The sequence below is a fragment of the Chryseobacterium sp. MMS23-Vi53 genome (assembly GCF_047651245.1).
Lineage (GTDB): Bacteria > Bacteroidota > Bacteroidia > Flavobacteriales > Weeksellaceae > Chryseobacterium.
On sequence record NZ_CP180265.1, the window covers coordinates 4,490,474 to 4,515,930 of the forward strand.

General features: G+C 36.6%; 26 protein-coding genes, 1 tRNA gene and 2 pseudogenes. 22 read left to right on the forward strand and 7 right to left on the reverse strand.

What is annotated here, in order from left to right:
* The first annotated feature begins 112 nt into the window (after positions 1 to 112).
* The 4 genes and pseudogenes from trxB (at position 113) to ACKX2A_RS19995 (ending at position 2,547) form a co-directional block, all read left to right on the forward strand.
* Positions 113 to 1,054, forward strand: a complete 942-nt coding sequence (trxB, locus tag ACKX2A_RS19980; RefSeq protein WP_415326785.1) for a thioredoxin-disulfide reductase — start codon at positions 113 to 115, stop codon at positions 1,052 to 1,054.
* 218 nt (positions 1,055 to 1,272) lie between these two features.
* A tRNA-Ser gene (locus ACKX2A_RS19985) sits at positions 1,273 to 1,360 on the forward strand.
* A 181-nt stretch (positions 1,361 to 1,541) separates the two neighbouring features.
* Positions 1,542 to 1,808: pseudogene (locus ACKX2A_RS19990) on the forward strand (helix-turn-helix domain-containing protein); the annotation flags it as partial.
* A 172-nt stretch (positions 1,809 to 1,980) separates the two neighbouring features.
* Positions 1,981 to 2,547 (forward strand): Crp/Fnr family transcriptional regulator, encoded by a 567-nt coding sequence (locus tag ACKX2A_RS19995; protein WP_415326787.1) that lies wholly within the window; start codon positions 1,981 to 1,983, stop codon positions 2,545 to 2,547.
* 74 nt (positions 2,548 to 2,621) lie between these two features.
* Here ACKX2A_RS19995 and ACKX2A_RS20000 read toward each other — a convergent pair whose 3' ends face one another.
* Positions 2,622 to 4,034 carry an amidase gene (locus tag ACKX2A_RS20000; protein WP_415326788.1) on the reverse strand — a complete coding sequence of 471 codons (1,413 nt, stop codon included), beginning with the start codon at positions 4,032 to 4,034 and terminating at the stop codon, positions 2,622 to 2,624.
* Positions 4,035 to 4,347: 313 nt separating this feature from the next.
* Here ACKX2A_RS20000 and ACKX2A_RS20005 point away from each other — a divergent pair, with 313 nt between their 5' ends.
* The 4 genes from ACKX2A_RS20005 to ACKX2A_RS20020 all read left to right on the forward strand — a co-directional run bounded on the left by ACKX2A_RS20005 (position 4,348) and on the right by ACKX2A_RS20020 (position 5,872).
* Entirely contained in the window at positions 4,348 to 4,917 is a 570-nt protein-coding gene (locus ACKX2A_RS20005) for a Crp/Fnr family transcriptional regulator (protein WP_415326790.1), read from the forward strand.
* A gap of 77 nt (positions 4,918 to 4,994) precedes the next feature.
* On the forward strand, positions 4,995 to 5,249 hold the full coding sequence (locus ACKX2A_RS20010; protein WP_415326792.1) for an SDR family oxidoreductase: 255 nt from the start codon (positions 4,995 to 4,997) through the stop codon (positions 5,247 to 5,249).
* Between the two features lie 12 nt (positions 5,250 to 5,261).
* On the forward strand, positions 5,262 to 5,525 hold the full coding sequence (locus ACKX2A_RS20015; protein WP_415326794.1) for a hypothetical protein: 264 nt from the start codon (positions 5,262 to 5,264) through the stop codon (positions 5,523 to 5,525).
* 113 nt (positions 5,526 to 5,638) lie between these two features.
* On the forward strand, positions 5,639 to 5,872 hold the full coding sequence (locus ACKX2A_RS20020; protein ID WP_415326796.1) for a hypothetical protein: 234 nt from the start codon (positions 5,639 to 5,641) through the stop codon (positions 5,870 to 5,872).
* A 239-nt stretch (positions 5,873 to 6,111) separates the two neighbouring features.
* Here the strand turns inward: ACKX2A_RS20020 and ACKX2A_RS20025 are convergent, their stop codons facing one another.
* Positions 6,112 to 6,921 (reverse strand): helix-turn-helix domain-containing protein, encoded by an 810-nt coding sequence (locus ACKX2A_RS20025; RefSeq protein WP_415326798.1) that lies wholly within the window; start codon positions 6,919 to 6,921, stop codon positions 6,112 to 6,114.
* Positions 6,921 to 7,892: an aldo/keto reductase gene (locus ACKX2A_RS20030; protein ID WP_415326800.1), complete on the reverse strand. Its 972-nt coding sequence runs from the start codon at positions 7,890 to 7,892 to the stop codon at positions 6,921 to 6,923. Before ACKX2A_RS20030 ends, ACKX2A_RS20025 begins: the two co-directional genes overlap by 1 nt.
* A gap of 250 nt (positions 7,893 to 8,142) precedes the next feature.
* Between ACKX2A_RS20030 and ACKX2A_RS20035 the strand changes: the two genes are divergently transcribed.
* From ACKX2A_RS20035 to ACKX2A_RS20055, 5 genes are all read left to right on the forward strand, one after another.
* Positions 8,143 to 9,039 carry a helix-turn-helix domain-containing protein gene (locus ACKX2A_RS20035; protein WP_415326802.1) on the forward strand — a complete coding sequence of 299 codons (897 nt, stop codon included), beginning with the start codon at positions 8,143 to 8,145 and terminating at the stop codon, positions 9,037 to 9,039.
* Positions 9,040 to 9,139: 100 nt separating this feature from the next.
* Positions 9,140 to 9,943, forward strand: coding sequence for an enoyl-CoA hydratase/isomerase family protein (locus tag ACKX2A_RS20040; protein WP_415326804.1), 804 nt, complete (start codon positions 9,140 to 9,142; stop codon positions 9,941 to 9,943).
* Positions 9,944 to 9,946: 3 nt separating this feature from the next.
* A complete protein-coding gene (locus ACKX2A_RS20045) occupies positions 9,947 to 10,513 on the forward strand; it encodes an NAD(P)H-dependent oxidoreductase (protein ID WP_415326805.1) in 567 nt (188 codons plus the stop codon).
* A 352-nt stretch (positions 10,514 to 10,865) separates the two neighbouring features.
* Positions 10,866 to 11,687 (forward strand): SDR family NAD(P)-dependent oxidoreductase, encoded by an 822-nt coding sequence (locus ACKX2A_RS20050; protein WP_415326807.1) that lies wholly within the window; start codon positions 10,866 to 10,868, stop codon positions 11,685 to 11,687.
* A 108-nt stretch (positions 11,688 to 11,795) separates the two neighbouring features.
* Positions 11,796 to 12,704: a helix-turn-helix domain-containing protein gene (locus tag ACKX2A_RS20055; RefSeq protein WP_415326808.1), complete on the forward strand. Its 909-nt coding sequence runs from the start codon at positions 11,796 to 11,798 to the stop codon at positions 12,702 to 12,704.
* 11 nt (positions 12,705 to 12,715) lie between these two features.
* Here the strand turns inward: ACKX2A_RS20055 and ACKX2A_RS20060 are convergent, their stop codons facing one another.
* Both ACKX2A_RS20060 and ACKX2A_RS20065 read right to left on the reverse strand, forming a co-directional pair.
* The gene (locus ACKX2A_RS20060; RefSeq protein ID WP_415326810.1) at positions 12,716 to 13,633 is read right to left on the reverse strand and encodes a helix-turn-helix domain-containing protein; all 918 of its coding nucleotides are present in this window, start codon (positions 13,631 to 13,633) and stop codon (positions 12,716 to 12,718) included.
* Between the two features lie 203 nt (positions 13,634 to 13,836).
* Positions 13,837 to 14,639: pseudogene (locus ACKX2A_RS20065) on the reverse strand (SDR family NAD(P)-dependent oxidoreductase).
* A gap of 211 nt (positions 14,640 to 14,850) precedes the next feature.
* Between ACKX2A_RS20065 and ACKX2A_RS20070 the strand changes: the two are divergent.
* The 9 genes from ACKX2A_RS20070 to ACKX2A_RS20110 all read left to right on the forward strand — a co-directional run bounded on the left by ACKX2A_RS20070 (position 14,851) and on the right by ACKX2A_RS20110 (position 22,345).
* On the forward strand, positions 14,851 to 15,585 hold the full coding sequence (locus ACKX2A_RS20070) for a hypothetical protein (RefSeq protein WP_415326812.1): 735 nt from the start codon (positions 14,851 to 14,853) through the stop codon (positions 15,583 to 15,585).
* Between the two features lie 33 nt (positions 15,586 to 15,618).
* On the forward strand, positions 15,619 to 16,461 hold the full coding sequence (locus tag ACKX2A_RS20075) for an alpha/beta fold hydrolase (RefSeq protein ID WP_415326813.1): 843 nt from the start codon (positions 15,619 to 15,621) through the stop codon (positions 16,459 to 16,461).
* Positions 16,462 to 16,595: 134 nt separating this feature from the next.
* Positions 16,596 to 17,429 carry an alpha/beta fold hydrolase gene (locus ACKX2A_RS20080; protein ID WP_415326815.1) on the forward strand — a complete coding sequence of 278 codons (834 nt, stop codon included), beginning with the start codon at positions 16,596 to 16,598 and terminating at the stop codon, positions 17,427 to 17,429.
* A 58-nt stretch (positions 17,430 to 17,487) separates the two neighbouring features.
* Positions 17,488 to 18,378 carry a helix-turn-helix domain-containing protein gene (locus ACKX2A_RS20085; protein WP_415326816.1) on the forward strand — a complete coding sequence of 297 codons (891 nt, stop codon included), beginning with the start codon at positions 17,488 to 17,490 and terminating at the stop codon, positions 18,376 to 18,378.
* Between the two features lie 165 nt (positions 18,379 to 18,543).
* On the forward strand, positions 18,544 to 19,614 hold the full coding sequence (locus ACKX2A_RS20090; protein ID WP_415326818.1) for an SMP-30/gluconolactonase/LRE family protein: 1,071 nt from the start codon (positions 18,544 to 18,546) through the stop codon (positions 19,612 to 19,614).
* Positions 19,615 to 19,867: 253 nt separating this feature from the next.
* Positions 19,868 to 20,803 (forward strand): NADP-dependent oxidoreductase, encoded by a 936-nt coding sequence (locus ACKX2A_RS20095; RefSeq protein WP_415326820.1) that lies wholly within the window; start codon positions 19,868 to 19,870, stop codon positions 20,801 to 20,803.
* A gap of 18 nt (positions 20,804 to 20,821) precedes the next feature.
* Positions 20,822 to 21,952: an L-dopachrome tautomerase-related protein gene (locus ACKX2A_RS20100; RefSeq protein WP_415326822.1), complete on the forward strand. Its 1,131-nt coding sequence runs from the start codon at positions 20,822 to 20,824 to the stop codon at positions 21,950 to 21,952.
* Between the two features lie 24 nt (positions 21,953 to 21,976).
* Positions 21,977 to 22,171, forward strand: coding sequence for a hypothetical protein (locus tag ACKX2A_RS20105; RefSeq protein WP_415326823.1), 195 nt, complete (start codon positions 21,977 to 21,979; stop codon positions 22,169 to 22,171).
* A 45-nt stretch (positions 22,172 to 22,216) separates the two neighbouring features.
* Positions 22,217 to 22,345, forward strand: a complete 129-nt coding sequence (locus ACKX2A_RS20110) for a hypothetical protein (RefSeq protein WP_415326825.1) — start codon at positions 22,217 to 22,219, stop codon at positions 22,343 to 22,345.
* Between the two features lie 112 nt (positions 22,346 to 22,457).
* On the opposite strand, the gene ACKX2A_RS20115 is transcribed toward ACKX2A_RS20110, so the two are convergent.
* Positions 22,458 to 23,588: a glycoside hydrolase family 5 protein gene (locus ACKX2A_RS20115; RefSeq protein ID WP_415326827.1), complete on the reverse strand. Its 1,131-nt coding sequence runs from the start codon at positions 23,586 to 23,588 to the stop codon at positions 22,458 to 22,460.
* Positions 23,589 to 23,600: 12 nt separating this feature from the next.
* A complete protein-coding gene (locus ACKX2A_RS20120; protein WP_415326828.1) occupies positions 23,601 to 25,430 on the reverse strand; it encodes a glycoside hydrolase family 2 protein in 1,830 nt (609 codons plus the stop codon).
* Between the last annotated feature and the right edge of the window lie 27 nt (positions 25,431 to 25,457).

The following is a 25,457-nucleotide window of genomic DNA, read 5'->3' on the forward strand; positions in this document are numbered from 1 at the left end:
CATCGAAATTCAACATATTAGATATTGACAACTATCATTAAAATAACTTTAAATAAATATTAAAAATTCCGAAATTAGTACTCGGAAATTTTTAAATCTTTGAAAGCAAATTATGGAGCAAAACATTTTAGATTGTGTGATCGTTGGATCTGGACCTTCTGGTTTCACAGCGGCAATTTATGCGGCAAGAGCAGACTTAAAACCTGAATTATATACAGGTTTGGAGCCGGGCGGACAATTGACTACAACTACTGAAGTTGATAACTTTCCAGGGTATCCGGCAGGAATTACAGGTCCTGAAATGATGATGGATTTGCAAAAACAAGCGGAGAGATTCGACACGAAAGTTCATTATGAAATGATCACGAAAGTTGAATTTTCTAAGGAAGTTGGAGGTATTCACAAATTATATGCCGGACAAAAAGAGATTTTTGCCAGAACAGTAATTATTTCAACAGGAGCAACTGCAAAATATTTGGGTCTTGATGACGAAAAAAAATATAATGGAGGAGGAGTTTCTGCATGTGCGACTTGCGACGGTTTTTTCTACAGAGGAAAAGACGTTGTGGTTGTAGGAGCTGGTGATACTGCGGCAGAGGAGGCAACTTACCTTGCTAAATTGGTGAATAAAGTAACAATGTTGGTGAGAAAAGATGAGTTTAGAGCTTCGAAAGCAATGATTCACAGAGTTCAGAATACACCAAATATTGAAGTGAAATTCCACCATGAGTTAATTGGTATTGAAGGTGAAAATAACTTGGTAGAAAGAGCAGTTGTGATTAATAACCAGACTCAGGAAAAATCTACGGTTGATGTTCACGGAATCTTCATTGCAATTGGTCACAAACCAAATACAGATATTTTTGTTGGTCAGATCGACTTAGACGAAAACGGATATATTGAAACTGAAAAAGGTTCTTCAAGAACAAATCTTCCGGGTGTTTTCGCGGCAGGTGATGTTCAGGATCATATCTACAGACAAGCGATTACTGCTGCAGGAAGTGGTTGTATGGCTGCGATGGATGCTGAAAAGTATTTGGCAGAATTACATTAATCTTATTTCAATTAAAATATGAAACGCATCTTTTGGGTGCGTTTTTTTGTTTTTAAAATCTCAAAATTTCTTTTGTTGATCGATGTTTGATGAAAATAATTAATCTGATTTTGAGTCTATTATTAATTTTTGTTAAAATTTGTTCGAAAATATTTTGTCAGAATTGAAAAACATTCTATATTTGCACCACTGAAAACAACGATACAATCGGAGTTTAAGGAGAGTTGGCAGAGTGGTCGATTGCGGCAGTCTTGAAAACTGTTGACTGTAACAGGTCCGGGGGTTCGAATCCCTCACTCTCCGCCAGTTGGGAAACCAAAATAAGCTAAAACGCTGTAAACATTAATGTTTACAGCGTTTTTTGTTTTGTGCTAGTATCAAAGAAAATTAAAAAAGGCCATATTAAAAGTGACCTATTTAGTGACCTATTGTGAAAATATCAAAATAGGTCACTGAAATCTCTGGAAAACTCTACCAATAGGCAACTCCAACCGTTCAATATCTTGCAGCTGAACTGCATCTCTCGCTAAGTTATTTAAGTGATATGCTCCGCAACTTAATAGGGCAAAATGCTCAGCTGCATATACAAACCCAACTTATAGAAATGGCAAAGTAAAAATTATCAACAACAGATTTATCTATCAGCTCAATCGCATATGAACTTGGCTTTGAACACTCGCAGTCCTTCAGTCTGTTATTTAAAAGCAAAACCAATCAAAGTCTCATTGATTTTAAGTCTTCATTAAAAAATTAGGCAATAATTACTTTAGTGTAGCAAATTTGTTTTTCTAATATAATTTGGATTTTAAAGATCTTTATTCGGATATTGTTAGTTAACTACCTTCTTACTTTATGTATTTAAGCATGTAGTACTAAGCGCATCATTATCTTAGAAATATGAAGATTTAATTCTATAAATTTGTTCTATGTTTAGTAAGTTTAAAAGTTATTTAAATCAGTTTGTAGAAATTTCCGATGATGAATTTGATATAATTTGTAAGGCTGGAGTTGAGCGACACCTTCGTAAATCCCAATCGCTTCTACATGACGGTGAGGTTTGGAACTATAACTGTTTTATCGTTAGCGGATGTTTCAGATTATACCGTTTTGGTGAGGATGGAACTGATCATACGATGCGTTTTGGAATTGAGAACTGGTGGATGACAGATCAGGAAAGCTATAACCAAGGAACACCTTCAGAATACAATATAGAAGCACTTGCTAAAAGTACGGTCTTACTATGGAAGAAAGATTCCTGGCAAAAGTTAATAGCAACTGTTCCGGCATTAAAATTATTCGAAGAAGGACTACAGGCGAGAGCATACGAGGCAAGTCAACAAAGAATATATTCACTGATTAGCGGATCTGCAGAAGAAAAATATCTCACATTTCAAAAAACGTATCCAAATGTCTTCAATAAGGTTCCATTATATATGGTAGCCTCATATCTTGGAATGTCACGCGAAACTTTAAGCAGAATTAGAAAAGGATAAATTTCATTAAAATAATAGACCTGGCTGCAATAGTCAGGTCTTGTTAATTTAAATTCACTTTTAAAGCATATCATTTAAAGATCAGGATGTAATTCGGATACCGAACCGGCAGTTTCCAAGAGTGATGCAACATGCAATATTGTGGGTTCTGCATGCCAGCTTCCGATAACCTGAACACTGATAGGCAATCCTGAGCTGCTAGTTCCAAATCGCATCGATATGCCTGGAAGTCCTGTAATATTCAAAGGAACTGTCGCTCCTTGAAGATAAGTTGCATCAACAGTTTCTCCATTGATGACAAAACTTTCCTCTCCATGCTTGTAAGCAGGAATTGGTAAAACATGAGTCAACAACACGTCATACTGAAAAAAATATTCGGCAAAACCATCTCTGATTCTTTCTGCGGCCTGTTCAGCTTTAATATAATCTTTCATCGAAGTGTTGGGAAGCGAAAGCATAGTTTTGGCCATTTTATAGATTTCATTGTCGCTTCGACCTTTTGTTGCCTGTCTGAATGCTTCTTTCATTTCCATCACGTGAATATGGTTGAAGACATCCAAAGCAAAATCCTTTTCAAGGACAGGAATTTCAACTTTGTGTACGCTGTGGCCCATTTGTTTTAAAGTTGATGCTGCAGCTTCAACGATTTTTGCTACTTCAGGATCCACAGGCCCAAAGCCCGGTCCTGTCATCCAGCCTATTCTAAGCGGACGACTCTCAAAATTTCTCAAGCTTTTCTCCTTTTGAATCTGACTGGATGCAAATCCATCCTGACCATCAGGTCCTGAGAGAATTGAAAATGCCAGAGAAAGATCACGGATACTTCTCGCCATAGGACCAACATGCCAAAATCGACGAGGCGCTCGAGGCCAGATTCCTGTCATTGGAATGCTTCCGTGAGTAGCTTTTAAAGAGACAATTCCTGTCTGGGCGGCAGGACCACGAACTGAAATTGCTAAATCGGTACCTAGACCAATAGGAGATAAACCGGCTGCGACCGCTGCGGATTCCCCGCCGCTTGATCCGCCCGGTGTGAGACTTAGATCCCAGGGATTATTTGTTCTTCCACTTAGTAAATTATCGCTCTCAATCCAGTAAGAAAATTCAGGCAGATTGGTCTTTCCTATGAGAATTGCTCCTGAAGCCTTCATTCTTGCAACACTTATGGCATCTCTTTCTGGTATATGGCCTTTAAAGATCGGAGATCCTCTTTGAGTGAGGAGATTTGAAGTATCTATTGAATCTTTGACGGTAAATGGAACACCGTGGAACACTCCTAATTTTTCACCATTTAAAACTTTTTTTTCAGCTAATTTGGCTTGATTAATTGCCTGATCTGAAATGGTTACAATAGCATTAATTGATGGATTTAATGAATTAATTCTTTCAAGATGAGTTTCCATCACTTCAACCGGGGAAATTTCACGGTCACGAATTAGCTGAGCCAAAGATGTGGCATCTTGATAGTAGATAGGATTTGTTTTCATTATTAAAATATTTTATTTGAACAGTATTGCTCTTTTTACACTACAAATGTACTTTTAGTCAATACCAAATAAGGAGGTCGTTTTACACAATTTGAATGTGACATTTCTCACAAAAAGATGTACGATAAATAATATATTGAGATTAAAAGTATTGAATTTGCAAGTTAGAACACAATTATTTACCTACTGGCTTACGGGAAGTATTAGTACTTTTATACTAAATTTAGACATTTTAGAAATCGTTAAAAAAATTGAATAATACAATATTTAACTTTGATGTTACCTGTTATTAACTAAACAAAAATCAATTATAGTGTATAGACAATTAGAACAATATATGAGAGGAAGAACTGAAATTGACGATGAAACACTTTTGTATATTTTTTCATACTTTAGATCCATAAAGACCAAACGAAACGAATTTCTTTTGAAAGAAGGTGAAATTTGCAAGCATCATTATTTTCTAAACAAAGGATGTATAAGGCTTTTTCATATTAATAAGGAGGGAGAAGAGGTAACAAGATATTTTCATTTTGAAAATACGTTTGGAACGGCTTTATCAAGTTTCATCAATCAAAAATCTTCATTCGAATGTATGCAGACTATTGAACCATCTGAATTGTTAGTGATCAACCACGCAGATTACTTTCATTTGGTTGAAACAGTTCCGCAGTTTGGATTTGTTTACAAGCAGATTTTAGAGTTAGCTTATATCAAATCGCAAGAACGAATTTATTGTTTTCAGAGTTTGGAAGCTATAGAAAAAGTTCGTTGGGTTATAATAAATCAGGCAAAATTATTGACAAGAATATCAAACAAAATGGTTGCATCTTATTTAGGACTTACCCCTCAAACATTGAGCAGATTAAAATCGAAGATCTGAAAATATGAACATAGGACAACGTTTACAATATTTACTGTGATCATCTTTGTACTTTAATATTAATTAAAAGTTAAATTATGATTTTAATAACAACGCCAACAGGCAACACGGGTTCGATGATTCTGCAACAGCTACTAGAGCAAGAACAAAAGGTGAGAATTTTTCTTAGAGACCCCAAAAAAATATCAGCCGATATTTTAGAAAAAGTAGAAATAGTTACAGGCTCTTTGCTAAATGAAGTTGAATTCACGGAAGCATTGAAAGGATGTGATACCCTTTATTTTTGTGTGCCTCAAAGCAATACCCAAGAGGATGTAAATGCCTATTATTAAGACTTCGCAAAAGTGGCTTCACAAGCAATTAGAAATGCTAGTACAAAAAGGGTTGTTTATCTATCAAGTCTAGGTAAAGAAAGTGATTTGCAGGCAGGTCTTATTACAGCACTTCACCGAGCTGAAGATATCATCAGCCAATCAGGAGCATCGGTGAGAGCATTGCGATGCCCTGTATTTTTTGAAACTCTACATTATCAGATTACATCTGTAAAGAAATCGGGAATGTTCTTTTTACCTATTGACGAAAATTATAAATTCCCGCAGTCGCCGTAAAAGACATTGCATCAAAAGCAGTAGAATTACTTATTGACACAACCTGGATAGACTTTGAAGCATTTGCAGTTCAAGGTCCAGCAGACATTTGCTACAATGAGATTGCGCGACAAATGAGTGAACTAACAGGGAAGGCTATTCATTTTCAACAAGTTTCAAAAGAGGATTATATAAAAACTCTTTTGGAAAAACATCATACAAGCGAAGCATTTGCCATCTCTTTGACAGAAATGCTGACGGCAATTGGCAATGGCCTTTATGATAGGGAATCTAGAACAAATGAATCTACAACATCGACAACCATTAAAGAGTGGTTGGCAGATAATTTAGTTTATAAAATAAATTAAGAGAATTCATTACATTAAACAATATAATTAAATTGGATAATGATATACTTTAGTGTACAAAATTATTGTTCTTATTAAAACTGAGGATTAAAGATTGTTTGAGCACTTATTATCATAATATTATACAACTAAGCACATGGTTCATTTAAAAGTATATCAATTACCTTATCATACTAATATATGAACGGCTCTGAAGAGTTTAACACTACTCAGAGCCGTTTCATATATTAATTATTATTTTACAAAACTAATGTAGGTGCTTTTCCAAATTTCTTTTTAAAAGCATGGGAAAAATGAGAAAGGCTTTCAAATCCCAGGTCAAGGTAAATGGAAGATGGACGTTGGTTTTTACTTTCGATGAGATGTCTTGCCTCATTCAATCTTTTATCCTGCAGCCATTTTCGAGGGGGCATTCCAAATGTTTTCTGGAAGTCTCTCTTAAATCCTGAAAGACTTCTTCCAGTCAATTGGGAAAATTTTTCGACCGAAATATTAAAATGATAATTGCTGAGCATAAATTTTTCAAGATCTATTTTGTAAGGCTCAGAAAAATCGAATAGAAAGTTTCGTAGTTCAGGCATGGCAAGAATCATAAGTTTAATGCCTTCCTTCACTTTTAAAAGTCCCATTTCGTCGGTCATTTGAGCACCTGAGTTTCTGGCATAGGGAACAATAGACTGGAAATATCCTTTTAGAAATTCATTATGAGGGATTATCAAATTAGGAAGTCCAATGTATTTACCAGCCGCTTCCATTCTTTCCTCCAAAATAATCTTGCGCATTAGATCTTCCTGCAGAGATATAACGATAGTTTCATAATGTCCGCCGGGAAGAGGTGTTTTGGTAAGGGTTCCCAGTTGATTTTTTCGGATTAATAAAACCTCTCCCGCAGAGATGGAAATATTCTGCTCTGAGGTCTCCAAGACAAGTTGACCTGAAACCTGTAAAACTAAGGTATGATGATTCCAAAAGCAGACCTTTTGTTTCTGCTCCGAAGAAAGATAGGAATAAAATATAACGCCGGGTAAAATCTCTGCTGGACTTTCCATTATCTTTGAAGATAGGTACCGCCTTTTATGGCGCCTATTGCAAATGTAGTGTTTAAAATGTTCATTTCCTCAGGAGTGAATATAATTTCCATTGCAGAAATATTCTCAGGTAGTCTCGATCTGCGGCTCATACTTACGAGAGGCATTATATTCTTACCTTGTTCCTTTACCCAGGCAATAGCAAGCTGTGTCGGTGTGAAACCTTTGCGTAGAGCCATCTGTTTGAGCACTTCTACTTTTTCAAGATTATGAATCAGGTTTTCACTCTTAAAACGGGAGAAATGATTTCGGTAATCATTCTCTGATAATGGTGACTGAAGATCCCCGCTCAAAAGCCCTTCCGCAGTATTTGCGAAGGCGATGACACCGATTCCTAATTCTCGGGCGGCTGGTAATAAATCTTCTTCTATCTGGCGGTCTGCCAAAGAGTATCCGATTTCCAAAGCACTTATTGGATATATATTATTAGCTTTACGAAGCTGATCCGATGTGATCTCCGATACTCCGATATGACGTACCTTACCTTCCTCAACAAGACCGGCGATTGTTCCAATAATATCTTCTATCGGAACACTGCCATCCATCCTGCTTGGCTGATAAAGATCAATGGTCTCAATTCCCAGACGGGTAAGAGAGTAATTGACAAAATTTTTGATTGCTACAGGACGAAGATCCATTCCAATCCACTGACCATTGTGGAAAATAGCGCCAAACTTGACACTGATGAATGCATCATCACGTCTTCCCTTAATTGCTTTTCCAATGAGCATCTCGTTATGACCTGCACCATAAAAATCTCCGGTATTGAGAAAATTTATTCCATTATCCAATGCCTGACGAATAGTAGCAATACTTTCTGCTTCATCAGGTGTCGAACCACCCCAAACTGATGACATTCTCATGCATCCCAAACCAAGTTTTGAAACCATAGGTCCATTTTGACCTAACTGTATTTTTTTAATTTCTGACATTTTGATTTATTTAATTTAATTAATTTAATAGGACAAAGTTCAAGTATTATTGCATATTCTACTTTTGTGTACGGTTCAATTTACTTGCTTGTGTGGTTCAAGAAAAGTATTGATCGTTTACACTTAAATCTGTGAGCAGAAAAAATAACATAACCTGGTTTTAATTTTTTAGTCCGCTTTTTTTATTGGAATGAAGAAATATCGAAACATTTGCTAAAAGTTTTAGAAAGAATTTTGCAATTTTGAAGCTATGAAAACCTTTAATGATTTAATATCATATAACAAATATCTGAATCTCTCACTTCCTCTTCATCCATTAATGGACAGCAGAGTGTGCAAACAGGCTATTCCAAATTTTCCACAGGTGAGTGGTGAAATTCAGGTTAACCTCTTTAAGATTTCGCTGAAGAAAAACTTTACCGGAGACATCAATTACGGAAATAATAAATATTATACCGAGAACGGATTAATGCTTTTCAGCGAGCCGGGACAGGTTGTTTCCTGGGACAGCCTGACTTTCTGGGACGGGTATGCATTTGTTTTTCACCCTGATCTCATCAAACAAAATCCGGTTGCTGCTAAAATCCATCAATATAAATATTTCAGTTATGAGATCAATGATGCGTTGTTTATGACCGCGGAGGAGGAAGAGACTATCACTTGGCTTTTTACAAAAATTCATATGGAGTTGTTGGAAAATAAAGCCAATGCCAATATCAATATTATTCTGTCTCTATTGAATACAGTGCTTTCGTACGCAGATGTTTTTTATGAAAGACAATTCAAAGACAAAGCAACAAAAGCCATTTCAGTGTCTTCAAAATTAAAAAGCTTCCTTCAAAATCATTATAAGGATCTATCAAAACCCGTTTCAAATTTTCCTACCGTCTCATCTGTTGCCGAAGAGCTTAATATGTCTTCAAACTACCTTACAGACCTTATTCGTGCAGAAACCGGGAAAAGTACCATCAGCTTCATTCAGGAATTTGTGATCGAACAGGCCGAAATATTATTGCTTCAGACAGATATGAATATCAGCGATGTGGCTTACCAATTAGGTTTTACGAACGTTCCATATTTTTCCAGATTTTTTAAAAAGATTAAAGGTATTTCTCCTAAAGAAATCAGAAATCAGAGAAAAGGATAAGATATTCCCCGATTTGTGTTAAAAATCCAGCATTTGTGCAATTAATTTTGAACAGACAAAAAAGTTATGTCTAAGATTTACATCAATTAAAAGTATTACTATGATTTTTACAACACAAAAAATAACAGAAAGCTATTGGAAAGTAGCCATCAATCATCCTCCGGTAAACGTATTCGACCCCGAATTTTCAGTTCAGTTAAGAACATTAATGGATGAATTGGAAGCCAACGATAACTTAAAAGTAGTAGTTTTTGAAAGTTCCAACCCAGAATTTTATGTTGCTCACGCAGAATTGGTCAATATTTTTGATTTTCCGAAAGGTGAGGGGAAAACCGGGCTTTCAAAATCTTGGCCCGACGTTGCCAAACGTCTCGAACAGGCTCCGTTTGTAAGCATAGCCTCTATCAGAGGAAGAGCGAGAGGCTTGGGAAGCGAGTTAATTCAGGCTTTCGATATGCGTTTTGCAAGCAAGGAAAAAGCAGTTTTTGCACAACCCGAAATCGGAATTGGTTCTTTTCCAGGTGGTGGTGGATTGGAGCGTTTACATCTTTTAACAGGAAAAGCCAGAGCTCTGGAAATTATTTTGAGTGGTGACGATTATGATGCGCAAACAGCCACTGATTATGGTTGGATTAACCGTGCATTTCCGGATAATGAGCTGGATGCATTCGTGGAAAATTTGGCAAAAAGAATAGATTCATTTGATTTGAAAATCATCAAGAAAATAAAGACAACGATGAACGAAAGGGTAATTATTCCAAAAAATGAACATATTATGGAAACGCAGATAGCCTTCTTCGCATCATTAACAGAACCCGAAGCAAGAACCAGAATTAAAAAACTCTTAGACCAGGGATTACAAACCTATGGCGATGTTGAACTTAATCTTGGAAAATATTTATAATTAATGAAAGCATTAATCATCAACGGGCACATCAAATGGCCGCAAATTGCAGAAGGAAATCTCAATAAAACCATTTTTGAAAAAAGTAAAAGTGTTTTCGATGAAAAAGGCTACGAAATTCTCGAAACAGTAGTTGATAATGGCTACGAAATTTCGCAGGAAATTGAAAAGTGGGTAAATGCTGATGTCATCCTGTTTCATTTCCCGATCAACTGGTTTGGAATGCCTGCCAAAACAAAAGATTATATCGATAAAGTTCTGATGAGCGGCTACGGAAAAATCTATGCCGGAGACGGTCGAAATAGTGGCGGAAACTACGGAACTGGCGGTCTTCTGAAATCTAAAGGAATCATCGTGAATATCTGGAATGCTCCCGAAGAAACTTTTGGAAATGTAGGTCAGCTGCTTGAAAGTTTTTCTATGGAAGAATTTACCAGACCTTTCACAGCGACGCTTCAGTTTGTGGGCGTTCAGCCATTACCGACGTTTGCTTTTTATGATGTTTTCAAAAATCCGAATATTGAACAGGAACTGGTTTCTTTTGAGGAACATCTTAGAAATCATATATAAACTTATTTAAACTGATTTCAGAATTAACCGCAAAAGTCACAAAAGATCGTTACGACAGTGAGTAGAATATTTAAAGCTCTCAAAAGAATAAAAATCGAAGATTTTTTTAAACTATTGTGATCTTTCTCTTTTAGAGTCATCAACTTTAAATAAAAGTTTAGCTTATCTTCTGAGACTTTTATGGTTAAATAAAAAGTTTAAACAGACTTATTAAATATTTAGTTTAAACAAGTCATAAAGCTTCCGTAATTCTGTGCTATTCTTCCGCTGATTTGAGCTACAGGTTTAGCTCTGATGCGAGATAACTTTGTCTTATCAAAATTAAAAAACAAAACAATTTAAATTTTTAAAAATGGAAAAGACAATTTTTATCACAGGAGCATCAAGAGGATTCGGAAAACTTTGGACAGAAGCCTTCCTTAAAAGAGGCGATAAAGTAGCGGCTACATCAAGAAATATTGAAGCGTATAAAGATCTGGTAGAACAATATCCTGAAACTTTCCTTCCTATTTCTTTAGATATTACCAATAGAGAAGCGGTTTTTGAAGCGGTAAATAAAGCGAAGAATCACTTTGGGAATCTGGATGTTGTTATTAATAATGCCGGCTACGGTGTTTTCGGAGCTGTAGAAGAAGTAGGAGAGAAAGTAACTAAAGATGTTTTTGAAGCCAATGTTTTCGGAACTCTTTGGGTAACACAGGCGGCTTTGCCGATTTTCAGAGCACAGGGAAGCGGTCATGTAATTCAGCTATCAAGTGTTTTGGGTGTTTGGAGTTTGCCGACTTTGGGAATTTATAACGCGACAAAATTTGCAGTAGAAGGCTTCAGCGAAGCTTTGGCAACAGAAGTAAAACCATTCGGAATTAATGTAACGATGATTGAGCCTAACGGATATACAACCGATTTCGGAGGAAGCTCAGCTGTTCACGGCGATGCCATTCCGGCCTACGATGCTTTGAAATCAAGTTTGGGAGAAGCTGAAGGATTATTACCGGAAGATTACGGAAAGCCGGAAGCAACGGTTCCTGCGATTTTGAAATTAATTGACAGCGAGAATCCACCACTTCGTTTATTCTTAGGAAAAGTAGGATTGAGAAAAACAGAAAGAGTGTACGCAGAAAAACTTCAGGTGTGGAACGACTGGAAAGAGGTTTCCGAAGCTGCGCACGGATAGGTCAGTTACTATACAAAACAGAAGTGCTTGTCATTTCTGTTTTGTAATTTATTAAATTTGATAATTACTAATAACCTTATTGAAATAAATCTTTAAAAACATTTAAATATGGAAAAAATCAATCACTATAAAAGTATCACAGAGCTTCACGAAAAAAGCGGTTTCGAACCTCCGAAAAATCCTCTTTTGAGTTTGATGACCTGTAAAGAACTGATGACCTATTCTGTAGGCGAAGACCGTTTTACAGGAGATTTTTATATGATTGGTTTAAAGAAAATCAAATCCGGTTACGTGTTATACGGCAAAACCAAGTACGACCACAACAACGGTTCTGCGGTTTTTATGAAGCCCAGACAGATTATTGAGGTGCAAAATGTACAGTTTGCCGAAAAGGGCTTTGTAATGTTTTTCCACGAAGATTACCTATCGGGACATCCGTTGAATGAACAGATCAAAAAATACGGCTATTTTGAATATGAAATCAATGAAGCGCTTCATATTTCGCCTTCGGAGGAAGTGATTATGTGGGAACTTTATGAGAAAATCAGAAGAGAATATGAGGAAAATTCTGATGAATTCAGCAGGGAAATTATCCTGTCTCATATCGATTCTATTTTAAAATATTCTGATCGTTTTTACAAAAGACAGTTCATAGATCGCAGTTCCAACGTTTCCGGAACAATGGTTAAAAAATTCCTTACGGTTTTAGATAACTATTTTAAGGAAAATAAACACATTGAAGATGGCTTGCCCACAGTCAATTTTATGGCAAATGAATTAGCAGTTTCACCCCGATATTTAAGCGATATTCTGAAACAGGAAACCGGAAAAACGGCATTGGAGCACGTTCATATTTACTTAATTAAAGAAGCAAAAAATCTCTTATTGAGCTCAGAAAGTAATGTCGCAGGAATTGCCTACGATTTAGGCTTCGAAAGTCCGTCTTACTTTACCCGATTATTCAAAAAAGTGGTGGGGGTAACGCCTGTTCAGTATAAAAAGGAAGCGGTTAAGTAATTTTGAATGTTTCAATTCTGCTCAGGAAACTGTTTTCTGAAGTGTAACGGAGAAATTCCGGCTTTGGTTTTGAAAATTTTGGTGAAGTGGGAGGGATGTTCAAAACCGAGTTCGTAAGCAATTTCGCTTACCAATTTTGTGGTTCCCAAAAGGATGTTTTTTGCCTTGTCGACCAACTTCAAATGGATGTGTTCTATTGTAGTTTTGCCTGTCAATTTACTGAGCAAATCTGATAGATAATTAGGAGAAAGATTCAGTTTTTCGGCGAAATATTTTACTTCGGGAATCCCTTTTTCTATCAAATGGTCATCATTAAAATAATCATTAAGGAGACTTTCAAAACGTTGGGTTACATCGTTTCCGGTTTTGTTTCGGGTAAAAAATTGCCGGTCGTAAAATCGGTCGGAGTAATTCAGAAGCATTTCAATCTGGTTTAAAATCAATCCCTGCGTATGGCGGTCAATATTCTGGGAATATTCTTTTTTAATTCTTGCAATCACTTCATCAAGCAAAATTTTTTCATCTTCCGAAATGTGAAGCGCCTCATTGCTTTCGTATTGAAAAAAACTGTACTTCTGAATTTTTTTACCTAAATCTGAACCATAAATAAAATCAGGATGAAATGCCAGAAACCAACCTTCCTCAATCTCTGTATCCGCACTCGGACTCATCACCTGATTCGGAGCGGTAAACATCAAAGTTCCTTCCTGAAAATCATAATTTGAGCGTCCATATTTTAAACTTCCTTTAAATTTTTTGTAAACAATCGTGTATAAATCAAGGCTGTACAGATAGTCTGCGAAATTTTCGTCGGAACGGCTTACATTTTTCAGATCAATCACCGTAATCAAAGGATGTTTCGGACTTCTGTAATTGTAAAAATGATGAAGGTCTGCAACAGATTTTATGGAAATAAAAGCTTCTGACATTTTTCTGATTTTAGTTAAATTTAAAGATAAATAATGTTTATATTAATTTTTTACCGGAAAAGTCTCAAAAGAAATGTTTGAAAAGAAAATTAAAAAGTTTACAAAATGTTATAATTGATGTACTTTATTAAGCGTTTTGTGAGCTTTTGAATCTTATTCAATATTAAAATCTTTTGTAACTTTTGCGGCTTCAAATAGGATGATTAATTCTGCATTAATCTCAGAAAATCTTCCTCAGAATTTTTATTTTTCAAATCAATGTAAAACTGCGCATCTTCGCCAATCACATATCTTAATTTGGAAAGTTGATCCGTTGCAGCGACAAAAATAGTTTCCGCAACCTCTTCTGCGCTTGCTTTCGGAAGATGTTCTGTCCGTTTGGTGAATTTCGGGATAAATGCTACCAGTTCCGTATTATATTCTTCAATCATATTCTGAATCATTTCGATTCCGCTTCTGAAATTGGTGGCAATACTGCCCGGTTCTACGATTTTTACATCAATTCCTAACGCCGAAACTTCAAAATGTAAAGCTTCGGAAAATCCTTCTACAGCAAATTTTGAGCTGTTGTACAAACTTGCAAAAGGTCCCGCTGTAATTCCTCCGAACGAAGAAATATTAATGATGGTTCCTTTTTTTGAGTTCGCATTATCGGTAAAGTGGCTTTGGTAACATTCATCAGACCAAAAACATTTACTTCAAACTGTTTCTGAATTTGTTCAGGATTTGAAGATTCGAAAACGCCCATCAATCCGTAGCCTGCGCTGTTCAACAAAACATCAATTGAGCCGAATGTTCCTGTTCCTTTTGTTATCGCTTCCTGAATTTGCTGTGGATTTGTGACATCCAGTTTTACCAATAGAACATTTTCAAGAAGATTCAGTTCTTTTTCGTTTTCCGGCGAACGCATTGCAGCGATGACATTCCAGCCGTTTTGCTGAAATAATTTAGCGCTTGCTTTTCCCAATCCCGATGATGCTCCGGTGATTAATACTGTATTTTTCATAATGAATTTGTTTAAAATTTCTCAGGCAAAGTTCCGATAACCAAACACGAATCGTTTGTCGATTTTACGGAATGTCTTATACATTTCTACGATTTCGGTTGGTAATTCTGTGCTATTCTTCCGCTGAAATGAACTACACTTTAGGCTTGAAGCAGATTTAACTTTGTATCAACAAAACGAAACAATTGAATAACACTTAAAAATTAAAAAAATGGAAACTTCAACTCAAACATTGGTCAATAAAGTTTTAGCCGCTCACGGAATTAAAAGTGCTGCGGAATTTCAGACGGTAAAAATTCATACTCAAATTGGTGGCGCAGTCTGGGGAATGAAAGGACACGAAAATGCATTAAGCGATGTACTGTTTATCGGTTCTTTAAAAGAGCAGAAAAGCATATGGGAAAATATTTTTAAAGAAAACTACACCTCATCTTTTGAACCCGGAAAAGTTCAGTTATTTGGCGAAAACGGACAACTTATAGAATCTTTGGAAAACCCTAGAGAATCTTTTAAAGGTCATACGGTGGAAACGCCTTGGACGAAAGCTCAACTTATTTATTTCTCCAGCTACGCAACCTGGAATTACGCAACGGCTCCTTTTAATTTTCTGGTTCCGGGATTGGATATTAATGATCTGGGAATTTGGGAAGAAAATGGAGAAGTACTGAATAGACTGGAAGTAATTTATCCCGATGGTTTCGCTACGCACAGCAAAAGACAGCTCTTTTATTTTAATGAAGACGGACTTTTAAAACGCCACGATTACTGGCCTGAAGTGTTGGGCGGTTCTTCTGCAACACAGATTATTGAGGACTACAAAGAATTTCAGGGAATAAAAACCGGAACTAAAAGAAATATTTATGTTCTGAATGATGAAGATAATTCTTACAACAAAGATTTTGTACTGGTTTCCATCGATATTCTGGATGTAAAATTTGAAAAATAAATTATAAAAAATAACATTAAAAATCATAAAAAAATGGAATTACAACAAAATTTTGCAGCTAATTCAAATACTCAATATATTGATGTAAATGGGACTAATTACGCATATCGAAGATTCGGAAATAAAACAACTGATGTTCCTGTTATCGGATTTCAGCATTTTACAGGAACACTGGATAATTGGGATCCGGCAATTGTGAACGGATTGGCACAGGAGAGAGAAGTCATCATTTTCGATAACAAAGGTGTTGGAAACAGCAGTGGCAAAACACCGGATAATGTGCTTGACATGACGAAAGATGCAGTTGAATTCATAAAAGCGTTAGGTATTGAAAAATTCGATGTATTAGGATTTTCTCTCGGAGGTTTTATAGCCCAGTACCTTGGAACCCAATATGCCGGAATGGTAAGAAAGATTATTATGGTGGGAACAGCACCGCAAGGAGCAAAAGTGTTAGAAGGATTTAATGATCTGATCGCAAAAGGTGCACATTTGGATCCTGTAGAGCTTTTTCTGTATATATTCTTTACAAAATCTGAAAACAGTCGAAGCAAAGGTAGAGATACTCTGAAACGTATTTTCGAAAGATCTGAAGACAGAGATCAGCAGACAAAAATCGAAACCGTAATGGCTCAGGCAAAAGCAATTACAGATTGGGGAACAACTTCAGATACTGATCTTTCACAAATCTCACATCCTGTTCTTATTATTCAGGGAAGTCATGATGAAATGATGGATTCCGACACATCTTATACTTTGTTTAAACAGATTCCGAATGCGGTTTTATCGTATTATCCGGATGCTGCACACGGTTCTTTTTTCCAGTATCCTGAAATGTTTGTGAAGCAGGCAAACGACTTCTTAAACAATTTTTAAAATCTGTTGGTCATTAGTTTTAAGTAGTAAAAATAATGTTTTTTCGTGCTAATGTTCCGCTGATTTGTGAAATTATTTTCAACCAAATATTCTCAACTTTGAATGAGTAAATAACAAACAAAATCTTAATACTTTTGAAAACAACAGCCTTAAACGCAGAAACAAAATTCGCAGAAATTAACAACAATAAAATTGCTTACAGACAATTCGGAACCGGAGCTCCATTGTTCTTTGTGAACAGATTCAGAGGAATTATGGATACCTGGGATCCTTTATTTTTAGATTCTTTGGCAGAAAAAAATACAGTCACTCTTTTTGATTATCCGGGAATCGGAAGCTCAGAAGGAGAGCTGCCTTTGGATATTGTAGAAGTGGCGGGTACGGTTCCAGCTTTGGCGGATTATTTGGGAATCGATAAGTTTAATGTGTTGGGCTGGTCTTACGGCGGATTGGTGGCGCAGGCTGTGACTTTTCAGAATCAGGAAAGAGTATTAAAAACTGTTTTAATCGGAACCAATCCTCCGGGAGAAAATGCAATCCCAATTGAGCAGGTGTTTTTTGACCACGCTTTAAAACCGATTAACGATCTGGAAGATGAATATTATCTGTTTTTTGAGCCGGCTTCCGAAAAAAGCAGACAGGCAGCCAAAGAATCTCACGACAGAATCGGGCAGAGATTAGAGCGTTCGTTAATACCTTCTACAATGGAGGTTTTCCAGAGATATATTGCGGGTTCCGGAACAATGAAAGAAGATAAGCTGAACTTTAGAGATGGCTACAAAACACTGAAATCTCCCGTTTTGGTTATTTCCGGGGACCACGACATCAGCTTTGCAACAGAAAACTGGTTTCCGCTACTGAAAAATGCACCTACCATGCAGCATATTATTTTGAATGATGCAGGACACGGTCCTCAACATCAGCATCCGGAACTTACGGCAGGATATATCAACCTTTTTTTAGGATAGTATAATTTCTGTTTTTAGTTTCGGTAAAATATAATTTAACTTAGATAAAATTAAACCGATGCAACATTACAAAACCCTTACCGAATTACATTGGGGTAATCATTGGGACGCTCCGGAACATCCGCTTTTCAGTATGATCGGCTGTCAGTCGGAGTGCAAATTGGGGAACAGAGAGTTTACCACAGATTGTTATGTGATTGCTTTCAAAAAAATAAAATCAGGGATTTTTATGTACGGCCGTACACCGTATGACCACGACAACGGCTGTCTGTTTTTTGCAAAACCAAGACAGATTATCGAGATGAAAAATCTTGAGTTTGAAGAAAAAGGCTATATGCTGTTGATTCACGAAGATTATCTGAACGGCCACGAGCTTTTTAAAGAAATTGAGAAATACAGTTTTTTTGATTACGAAGTGACTGAAGCCCTGCATCTTTCTCCAAAAGAAGAGCAGATTATCCTGGAACTTCACTCGAAAATTCAGAGCGAATATTTTAATAATCCTGATGAATACAGCCGTGATATTATTTTAAGTCATATTTCATCGATTTTAAAATATGCACAACGCTATTACAAACGACAGTTTATTGACAGAGCGCAGGTGACAGGAAAGACGGCTTCAAAATTCAATGATGCGTTGAGAAAATATATCAGCGAGGGTTTATTGGAAAAAAACGGACTTCCGAATGTCGCTTTTTTAGCCGACCAGCTTTTTGTTTCGCCAAGATATTTAAGTGATTTATTGAAGCAGGAAACGGGAAAAACCGCAATGGAACTCATTCATATTTTTATGATTTCCGAAGCAAAAAATCTGTTGAGGTTGGGAGAAAAAGGAGTTGCTGAAATCGCTTACGAGTTAGGCTTTGAAAATGCATCTTATTTCACAAGATTGTTCAAAAAACAGACGGGAATGAAGCCTTTGGAATTCAGGAAGTCGCAGATGAATTAAATTTCAAATAATAATATTTTAGAAAAGACTGTTTCAGAAAATGGAACAGTCTTTTTTTTATTTCTGTACTGTAAATCTGTGCTATTCTTCCCCCGAAATGTATTATTTATTCAGCCGTAATGCTTCTACCTTTGACTTATCAAAATCATCGAAAATCAATTTAAAATGAAAACTAAATTCAACCTTCTTTCCTTATTTCTTTTCTTCGGATTAGCGAATGCACAATTAGAAAAAATAGCAACATCAGATGTAGTTTGGAACGGTGTTACAACAAGCTCGGACGGAAGAGTCTTTGTTAATTTCCCAAGAATTGAGGGTGATAAAGGAATGAGAATCGGAGAAGTTCTGAAAAACGGAAAAATCATTCCCTATCCAAATGAAGACTGGAACAATTGGGAATCGGGAGCAGATGTAAATGAGAAGTTTGTAAGAACCAATTCACTGAGAATAGGACCTGATGATTTGCTTTGGATTGTCGATACGGGAACGCCTTCGATGGGACAAAATCCATTATCAGGAAATGCTTTGAAACTGGTTTCTATCGATACTAAAACCAATACAGTTCAGCAGATTATTCCGCTTTCAGGAATTGCAAAACCTTCGACTTTTATTGATGATCTCAGAATTTCGGGAAACACCATTTATCTCACGGATGCGGGCGAACCGGCTTTAATTATTTTGGATAAAACGACAGGAAAAGGTAGGAGAGTTTTGGAAAATCAACCTTCCACCGATAATTTACCCATAAAAGCAGAAGGAAAAATTATGAAAGATGAAAAAGAAAGTGAAGTGAGAATCCACGCAGACCAATTGGAGATTTCTCCTGATGGAAAATGGCTGTATTTCCAGCCAGCAAGCGGTCCGCTTTGGAGAGTGGAAACGCAATATCTGAGCGATGAAAATATATCTGAAAAAGATTTGGCTTCCAAAGTGGAATTGTTCTATAAAACCCCATCAACAGGAGGAACAACCATTGATGCGGATGGAAATATTTATGTAAGCGACGTCAATACAAGTGAAATCATCAAAATATCACCTGAAGGAAAAGAAAGTCTGGTTATTAAAGATAAAAGATTGCTCTGGGCAGACGCTTTATGGATTGATAACGAGGGATATCTGTGGATACCTACAGGTCAGCTGAACCGTTTAGCAGCATTTCAGAACGGAAAAAGTAAAGTGAAATTTCCAGTCGTAATTTATAAGTTGAAAATCAATGCAAAACCAATAAGAAATTAACTCATTTTAAATTTAACCACAAAAGATACAAAAGTTAATTTCATAGCTGATATTAGATAATATAAGCTCTCAAAAGAATAAAAATCAAAGATTTTTAAAGGCTTATGTGTTCTATTTTTTCATCTCATAAAATAAGCTTTTAATATATCATCCAAATCTTTTGTGCCTTTTGTGGTTAAATAAAAGTTTAGTCAGGCTCTATCATTAAATTCAAAATAATCAAAAATAAATAACATTAAAAAATATCAATATTATGAAAGCAATTGTATTAACAGAAGCAGGAAACGTAGACAATTTGGAATACGTAGAATTGACAAAACCAACCATTAACGAAGGCGAAGTTTTAGTAAAAGTAAAAGCTATCAGCATCAATCCGGTAGATGTGAAAAGCCGCGCTGGAAAAGGTGTTTACGGAAGAATTAAAACAGAAAATCCATTGATTTTGGGCTGGGATATTTCAGGAATTGTGGAAGAAACTAAAAGTTCAGATTTTAAAGTGGGTGATGAGGTTTTCGGAATGGTGAATTTCCCCGGACACGGAAAAGCGTATGCAGAATATGTAGCAGCTCCGGCCAATCAACTAGCTTTAAAACCTAAAAATATCTCTTTTGAAGATGCTGCAGCTTCCACTTTGGTTGCGCTTACGGCGTATCAGGCTTTGGTTCACAATGCGAATATTCAGGAAGGGCAAAATGTTTTGGTTCACGCTGCTTCGGGAGGAGTGGGACATATCGCGGTACAAATGGCCAAACATTTGGGGGCGAAAGTGACTGGAACTTCTTCCGCAAAAAATAAAGATTTTGTCTTGAGTTTAGGCGCAGATTCACATATCGATTATCACGGTTTCGACTGGAAATCAGCGGGCAGAACTTTCGATTTTGTATTGGATACCATTGGTGGAGACAATATCGACCATTCTCTTGAAGTAACGAAAGAAGGCGGTTGTATCATCAGTATTCCGACGGGTTTGAATGAACAGGTGACTTCAAAAGCAGAATCCAAAGGTGTAAAAGGCTATTTTATTCTCGTGCAATCCAGCGGTGAAGATATGAAACAGGTTGCTTCTTTATTGGAAAGCGGTGCTGTAAAACCTCACGTTTCAAAAATATTTCCTTTTAAACAAATGAGAGAAGCGCATCTGGAGCAAGAAACCGGAAGAACGGTTGGGAAAATCGTAGTAGCTTTATAAATAATAAAAATCATCAAAATGAACTTAAAAAATATAGCAGTATTGGCAATGACATTGGTTTCCTTGACTGCCTGCAAAAAATCTCCGACTCAGGCTAATACAAAGTCTGAGAATGATGTTTCAACAGAAAAAAATGCACAGCTAGAAGAGGTTTTCTCAGACAGCACGTATCAGTTAACGGGGGTTGCCGTGGCAAAAGATAACCGGGTCTTTGTGAATTATCCTTATTGGCTGGACAATCATTCCTATTCCGTGGTTGAGGTAAAAGACGGAAAACCGATTCCTTATCCTGATGCGGAATGGAACAGTTTCAAAAAAGGCGAAGACGGACAGAATAAATTTGTCACCGTACAGTCTGTAGTTACCGATGATAAAGGATTTCTTTGGGTAGTGGATGCCGCAGGAATCGGACTTGGAAAAGTGTATCAACACAGCAGTAAGGTGGTGAAAATCAATTTAGCCAACAATAAAATTGAGAAAATCTACAGATTTCCTGAAAATGTGGTGAGCGAAGATGTTTACATCAATGATATCCGGGTTGATAATGAAAATGGTTTTGCGTATTTAACCAATTCAAATACAGGCGGAATCGTGGTTTTAAACACTCAAACCGGAGAATCAAGATTGGTTTTAGCTAATTCTTCATCAGTGAAATCTGACCCTAATTACCATTTTTCTCCTTTAGGTACAGAACTTAAAAAAGACGACGGTTCTTTGCTGAAAGTGAATTCTGACGGTATTGCGCTGACTCCCGATAATCAATATCTATACTACAAACCGCTTACAGACAACCGTTTGTACAGAATTAAAACGGATTTGTTGAGAGATTTTAAAACCGATGAAGCTGTTTTAAACAAAAGTGTAGAAGATTTGGGAAAATTCATTACGACTGACGGGATGATTTTCGATAAAAAAGGAAACCTGTATTTGGGAGATTTGGAGAAGAATTCGATTGTAAAAATTACTCCGGATTTGAAAATGCAGATGATTGTAAAGGACGATGAAAAACTGATCTGGCCTGACAGTTACAGTATTTCTGATGATGGGTATTTATACATTTCCAATTCCCAAATTCAGCTGATGCCTTGGTTTCACAAGGGGAAAGAGCGGTTTAAAAAACCTTTTAAAGTGTTCAGAATTAAAATTTAAAATCCAATCAATTCAACTACAAAAATGAAGAATTTATTATTAATGATGACTATGCTGTTTGCTATGAAAATTTCTGCCCAAAATGTCCAGACATTTACCTTGAAGGAATTACCAACAAAACCCATGAATGAACTTCTCACAAGAGGAATGATTTCCGATGAACAAGGAACGATCGGATATTTTACGTATAAAAAAGGAGCTGTGGTTCCGACCCATTAGCATTCCAACGAACAGTATTCTCTCATTACCAAAGGAAGTGTAAAAGTGAAAATTCTGGATCAGGAATATATCGTAAAAGCCGGAGACGGAATCATTATTCCGCCCAATGTTCCTGCATTGGAGGATTATACTATCGACATTGATTTTTTCAGCCCGGATAAGAGCTTTGTGTAAAATGGCAATTTTTTAGCTTCAAGTATTATTATTAACTTCTAAACTGTATCTAATAAATATAATAATAAAAAAATTAGGTAATGTATACCGAAATATATCATTACCTAAATTTTTATTGCAGCATATAAGGAACTATATTATAAACAAAAGAAGTTCCTGCAGGATTTACGAGAGCAAACCAGCCTCTGTCATCCCAAACACTATAAGACATAGACTGTGCTAAAGTTGTTTTTGCCATGGTCCGATAATATCCTCTTACCAGATCAGTATTTCTTTCGGCTGTATTTATGCTTCTTCCTACACCGAATTCACCGTAATGAACAGGAACATTTAATTTTAAAGACTGGGTTTTCACATCCTGAATTCCTTTTTCCAGAGAGGCTGTTCCGGGAAAAGCGGCATTGCTTCCGGTTTGTCCGCAAAACGCCCAGGGAGTATAGGTATGTACCTGAAGAGTGAGGTAATCATCGTTTCCGGATCCCGGTAAACTGGCTTTGTTGGGATATACATTGGCGATATACAGAGCATTTCCCTGTCCGTTCATGCCTACCATAATTATTCTTTTATCATTGTTTCCGCCTGTTGCTCGTATTGCGTTGTAACCGACTAGATTCACTCTCCTGGTGTATTCTAGAGCAACCGGATCTGTCGGATCCGGAAAAGGACCGGTTCCGTCAAGCTCGCCCAAGTATCCTTCGGGTTCGTTTAAAACTTCAAATACTAATTTTTTAGAATAATTTTTAAAATAATTTGCAATTCCAGTCCAAAGTGTGCTGAATTTTGTGTCATATGCTGAAGAACCGTCGTAATGATCTTTCAGCCAGGACTCGTGATGAGTGTTCAGTATGACATATAAATTTTGGCTCAGCGCATAATCGATCACGGCTACAAGCTCTAAGAAACGTGGGTGATTGACATTCAGATTTCCATTTGAATCTGCCAGATTATCAGGAAATCTATCCATCCAAGTGGTAGGAATCCGTACGTGCTTCATCCCTGCATTTTTATATAAGTCGATAATAGGCTTTATAGAAGTAAATGTTGTAGGGTTGCTTCCGTTCTCAAAGGTGTTTCCCAAATTGAAGCCCTGTCCCATATCCAGAACAACATTTTGTGCGGAAAAAGGATCGGCATTCTGTGTTTTTCTTGTTTCCCCATCGATAAATTCAACCTTATCTACGTGGGTGCAGGACAATGCAGAAAAAATAAGCAACGATCCTACAATACTCAATATATTTTTCATGTGATGGTGATTTTATTTTTTAGTTAAAGTTTTGTTTTTGTAGTAGTTCTGCAAAATAAAATATGCTTTTTTCTTGTGACCCGTCTCGGAAATTAATCCTTTGCGATTCCAGAAGTTCTGATATTTTGGGTTTTGTCTTCTCGGGGATTTAAAATCTACCAAAATCCAAGGTGTCATTCCGCGCAAACCATCGATTTTTTCCAGCATATTTAGCTGGTTTTTGTAAAATAATTCCTGATATTCCTCACTCCACACCGTATCATCGTCTGCATGGAAACCAGCCAAAGCATCTGCCCCGAATTCTGAAATGACGACAGGTTTGTTAAATTTAATATCAAAATTATATTTTGGCAGTTCTTTAGGTTCCGACCAATACCAGCCGCCGTATTCATTAAAGCTAGCCAGATCCAGCTTTTCACCGAGAGGATCTTCTACGGTTACCGAATAGCCATTTCTTTCGATTTCAAGGGCAGCAGCAACAAGTCGTGTGTCGTCTAGGGATTTTACTTTGTCTATTAATTTTCCCATAAAAATGTTGCGTTCTTTGCTTACCGGAGTTTCATTTCCTACAGACCAGACAATAACAGATGCTCTGTTTTTATCTCTTTCGATACCTACAGTGAGCTGATTTTCTGCATTTTTATAGGTGTCTTCGTTGGTCCAGGAGATCGTCCAGTAGACAGGTACTTCAGCCCATACAAGAAGACCGATTTCGTCTGCAAGACGCAGCATGGTTTCGTTGTGAGTATAATGTGCCAGACGTATGTAATTGCATCCCAGTTCTTTTGCCCAATTGAGGATCATTCTTATATCTCCTTCAGATTTCAGGCGACCTCCGACCAAAGGGTTTTCGTCGTGTACGGAGATTCCTTTCAGAAATATGGATTTTCCATTTAAAAGAATATCCTTGTTGACCGTTTTTATCGTTCTAAAACCTATTTTATCGGTGTTTTTGTCTGTTTTGGTGCTGATTTTTACATCATATAATTTTGGATTTTCCGGCGACCAGTAATTCACATCTTTTACCGGGATTTTAATGCTTGCATAGCCGTTTTCATCCGTTGGAAATGTTGATTTTATTTTAAGTTCCGGGATTTCTACGGTTACTTTTTCTTTTTCGGTGCTTCCTTTTAATTGTATAAAGCCTTCAATGATATCTTTTTCATTTTTAGCCAGCTGAATTTTATAATCATCTATGTAAGATTTTGGTGTGGAAATCAGGGTGACGTCTCTTGTAATTCCTCCGTAATTCCACCAGTCTGTATTTACGGTCGGTACCTCATCTTTTTTTCGTACGTTATCTACCATAACCACGACAAAGTTTTTTCCGTTATGCAATTGTGAAGTAACGTCAAACTGAAAGGGTGTAAAGCCGCCTTTGTGCATACCCAGCTTTTTACCGTTCAAATAAACATGGCACTCATAATTTACCGCGGCAAAATAGAGGAAATAGTTTTTATCCGACTTTTGATTGACTATAAAATCTTTTTTGTACCAAATTGTCCCTTCATAGAACAGCAATCGGGAATCCTGCGAATTCCAATCACCGGGAACCTGCAGGGAAGGTTCAAAATCAAAATTGTACTCAACCCTTGTTTTCTTATCCGGTGCGGTAATATTTTCGTAGAAGCCGCCTTTGCCGTTTTTGCTTTGGTCAAAAGGTTTCTGCCTGTAATCAAGATAACCCATCTGATAAGGATCAATAATGTACTGCCAAGCTCCGTTCAAACTCAGATTTTCTCTTCCAAATGGATTTTGCATCACTTTCTGTGCCTGTATCTGAAATGAAAATACATTAAATGCAAACAGCAGAAATAGTATAATTTTTTTGTTTAATGTCATTGATTTAAAATTAAAATATATTAAATG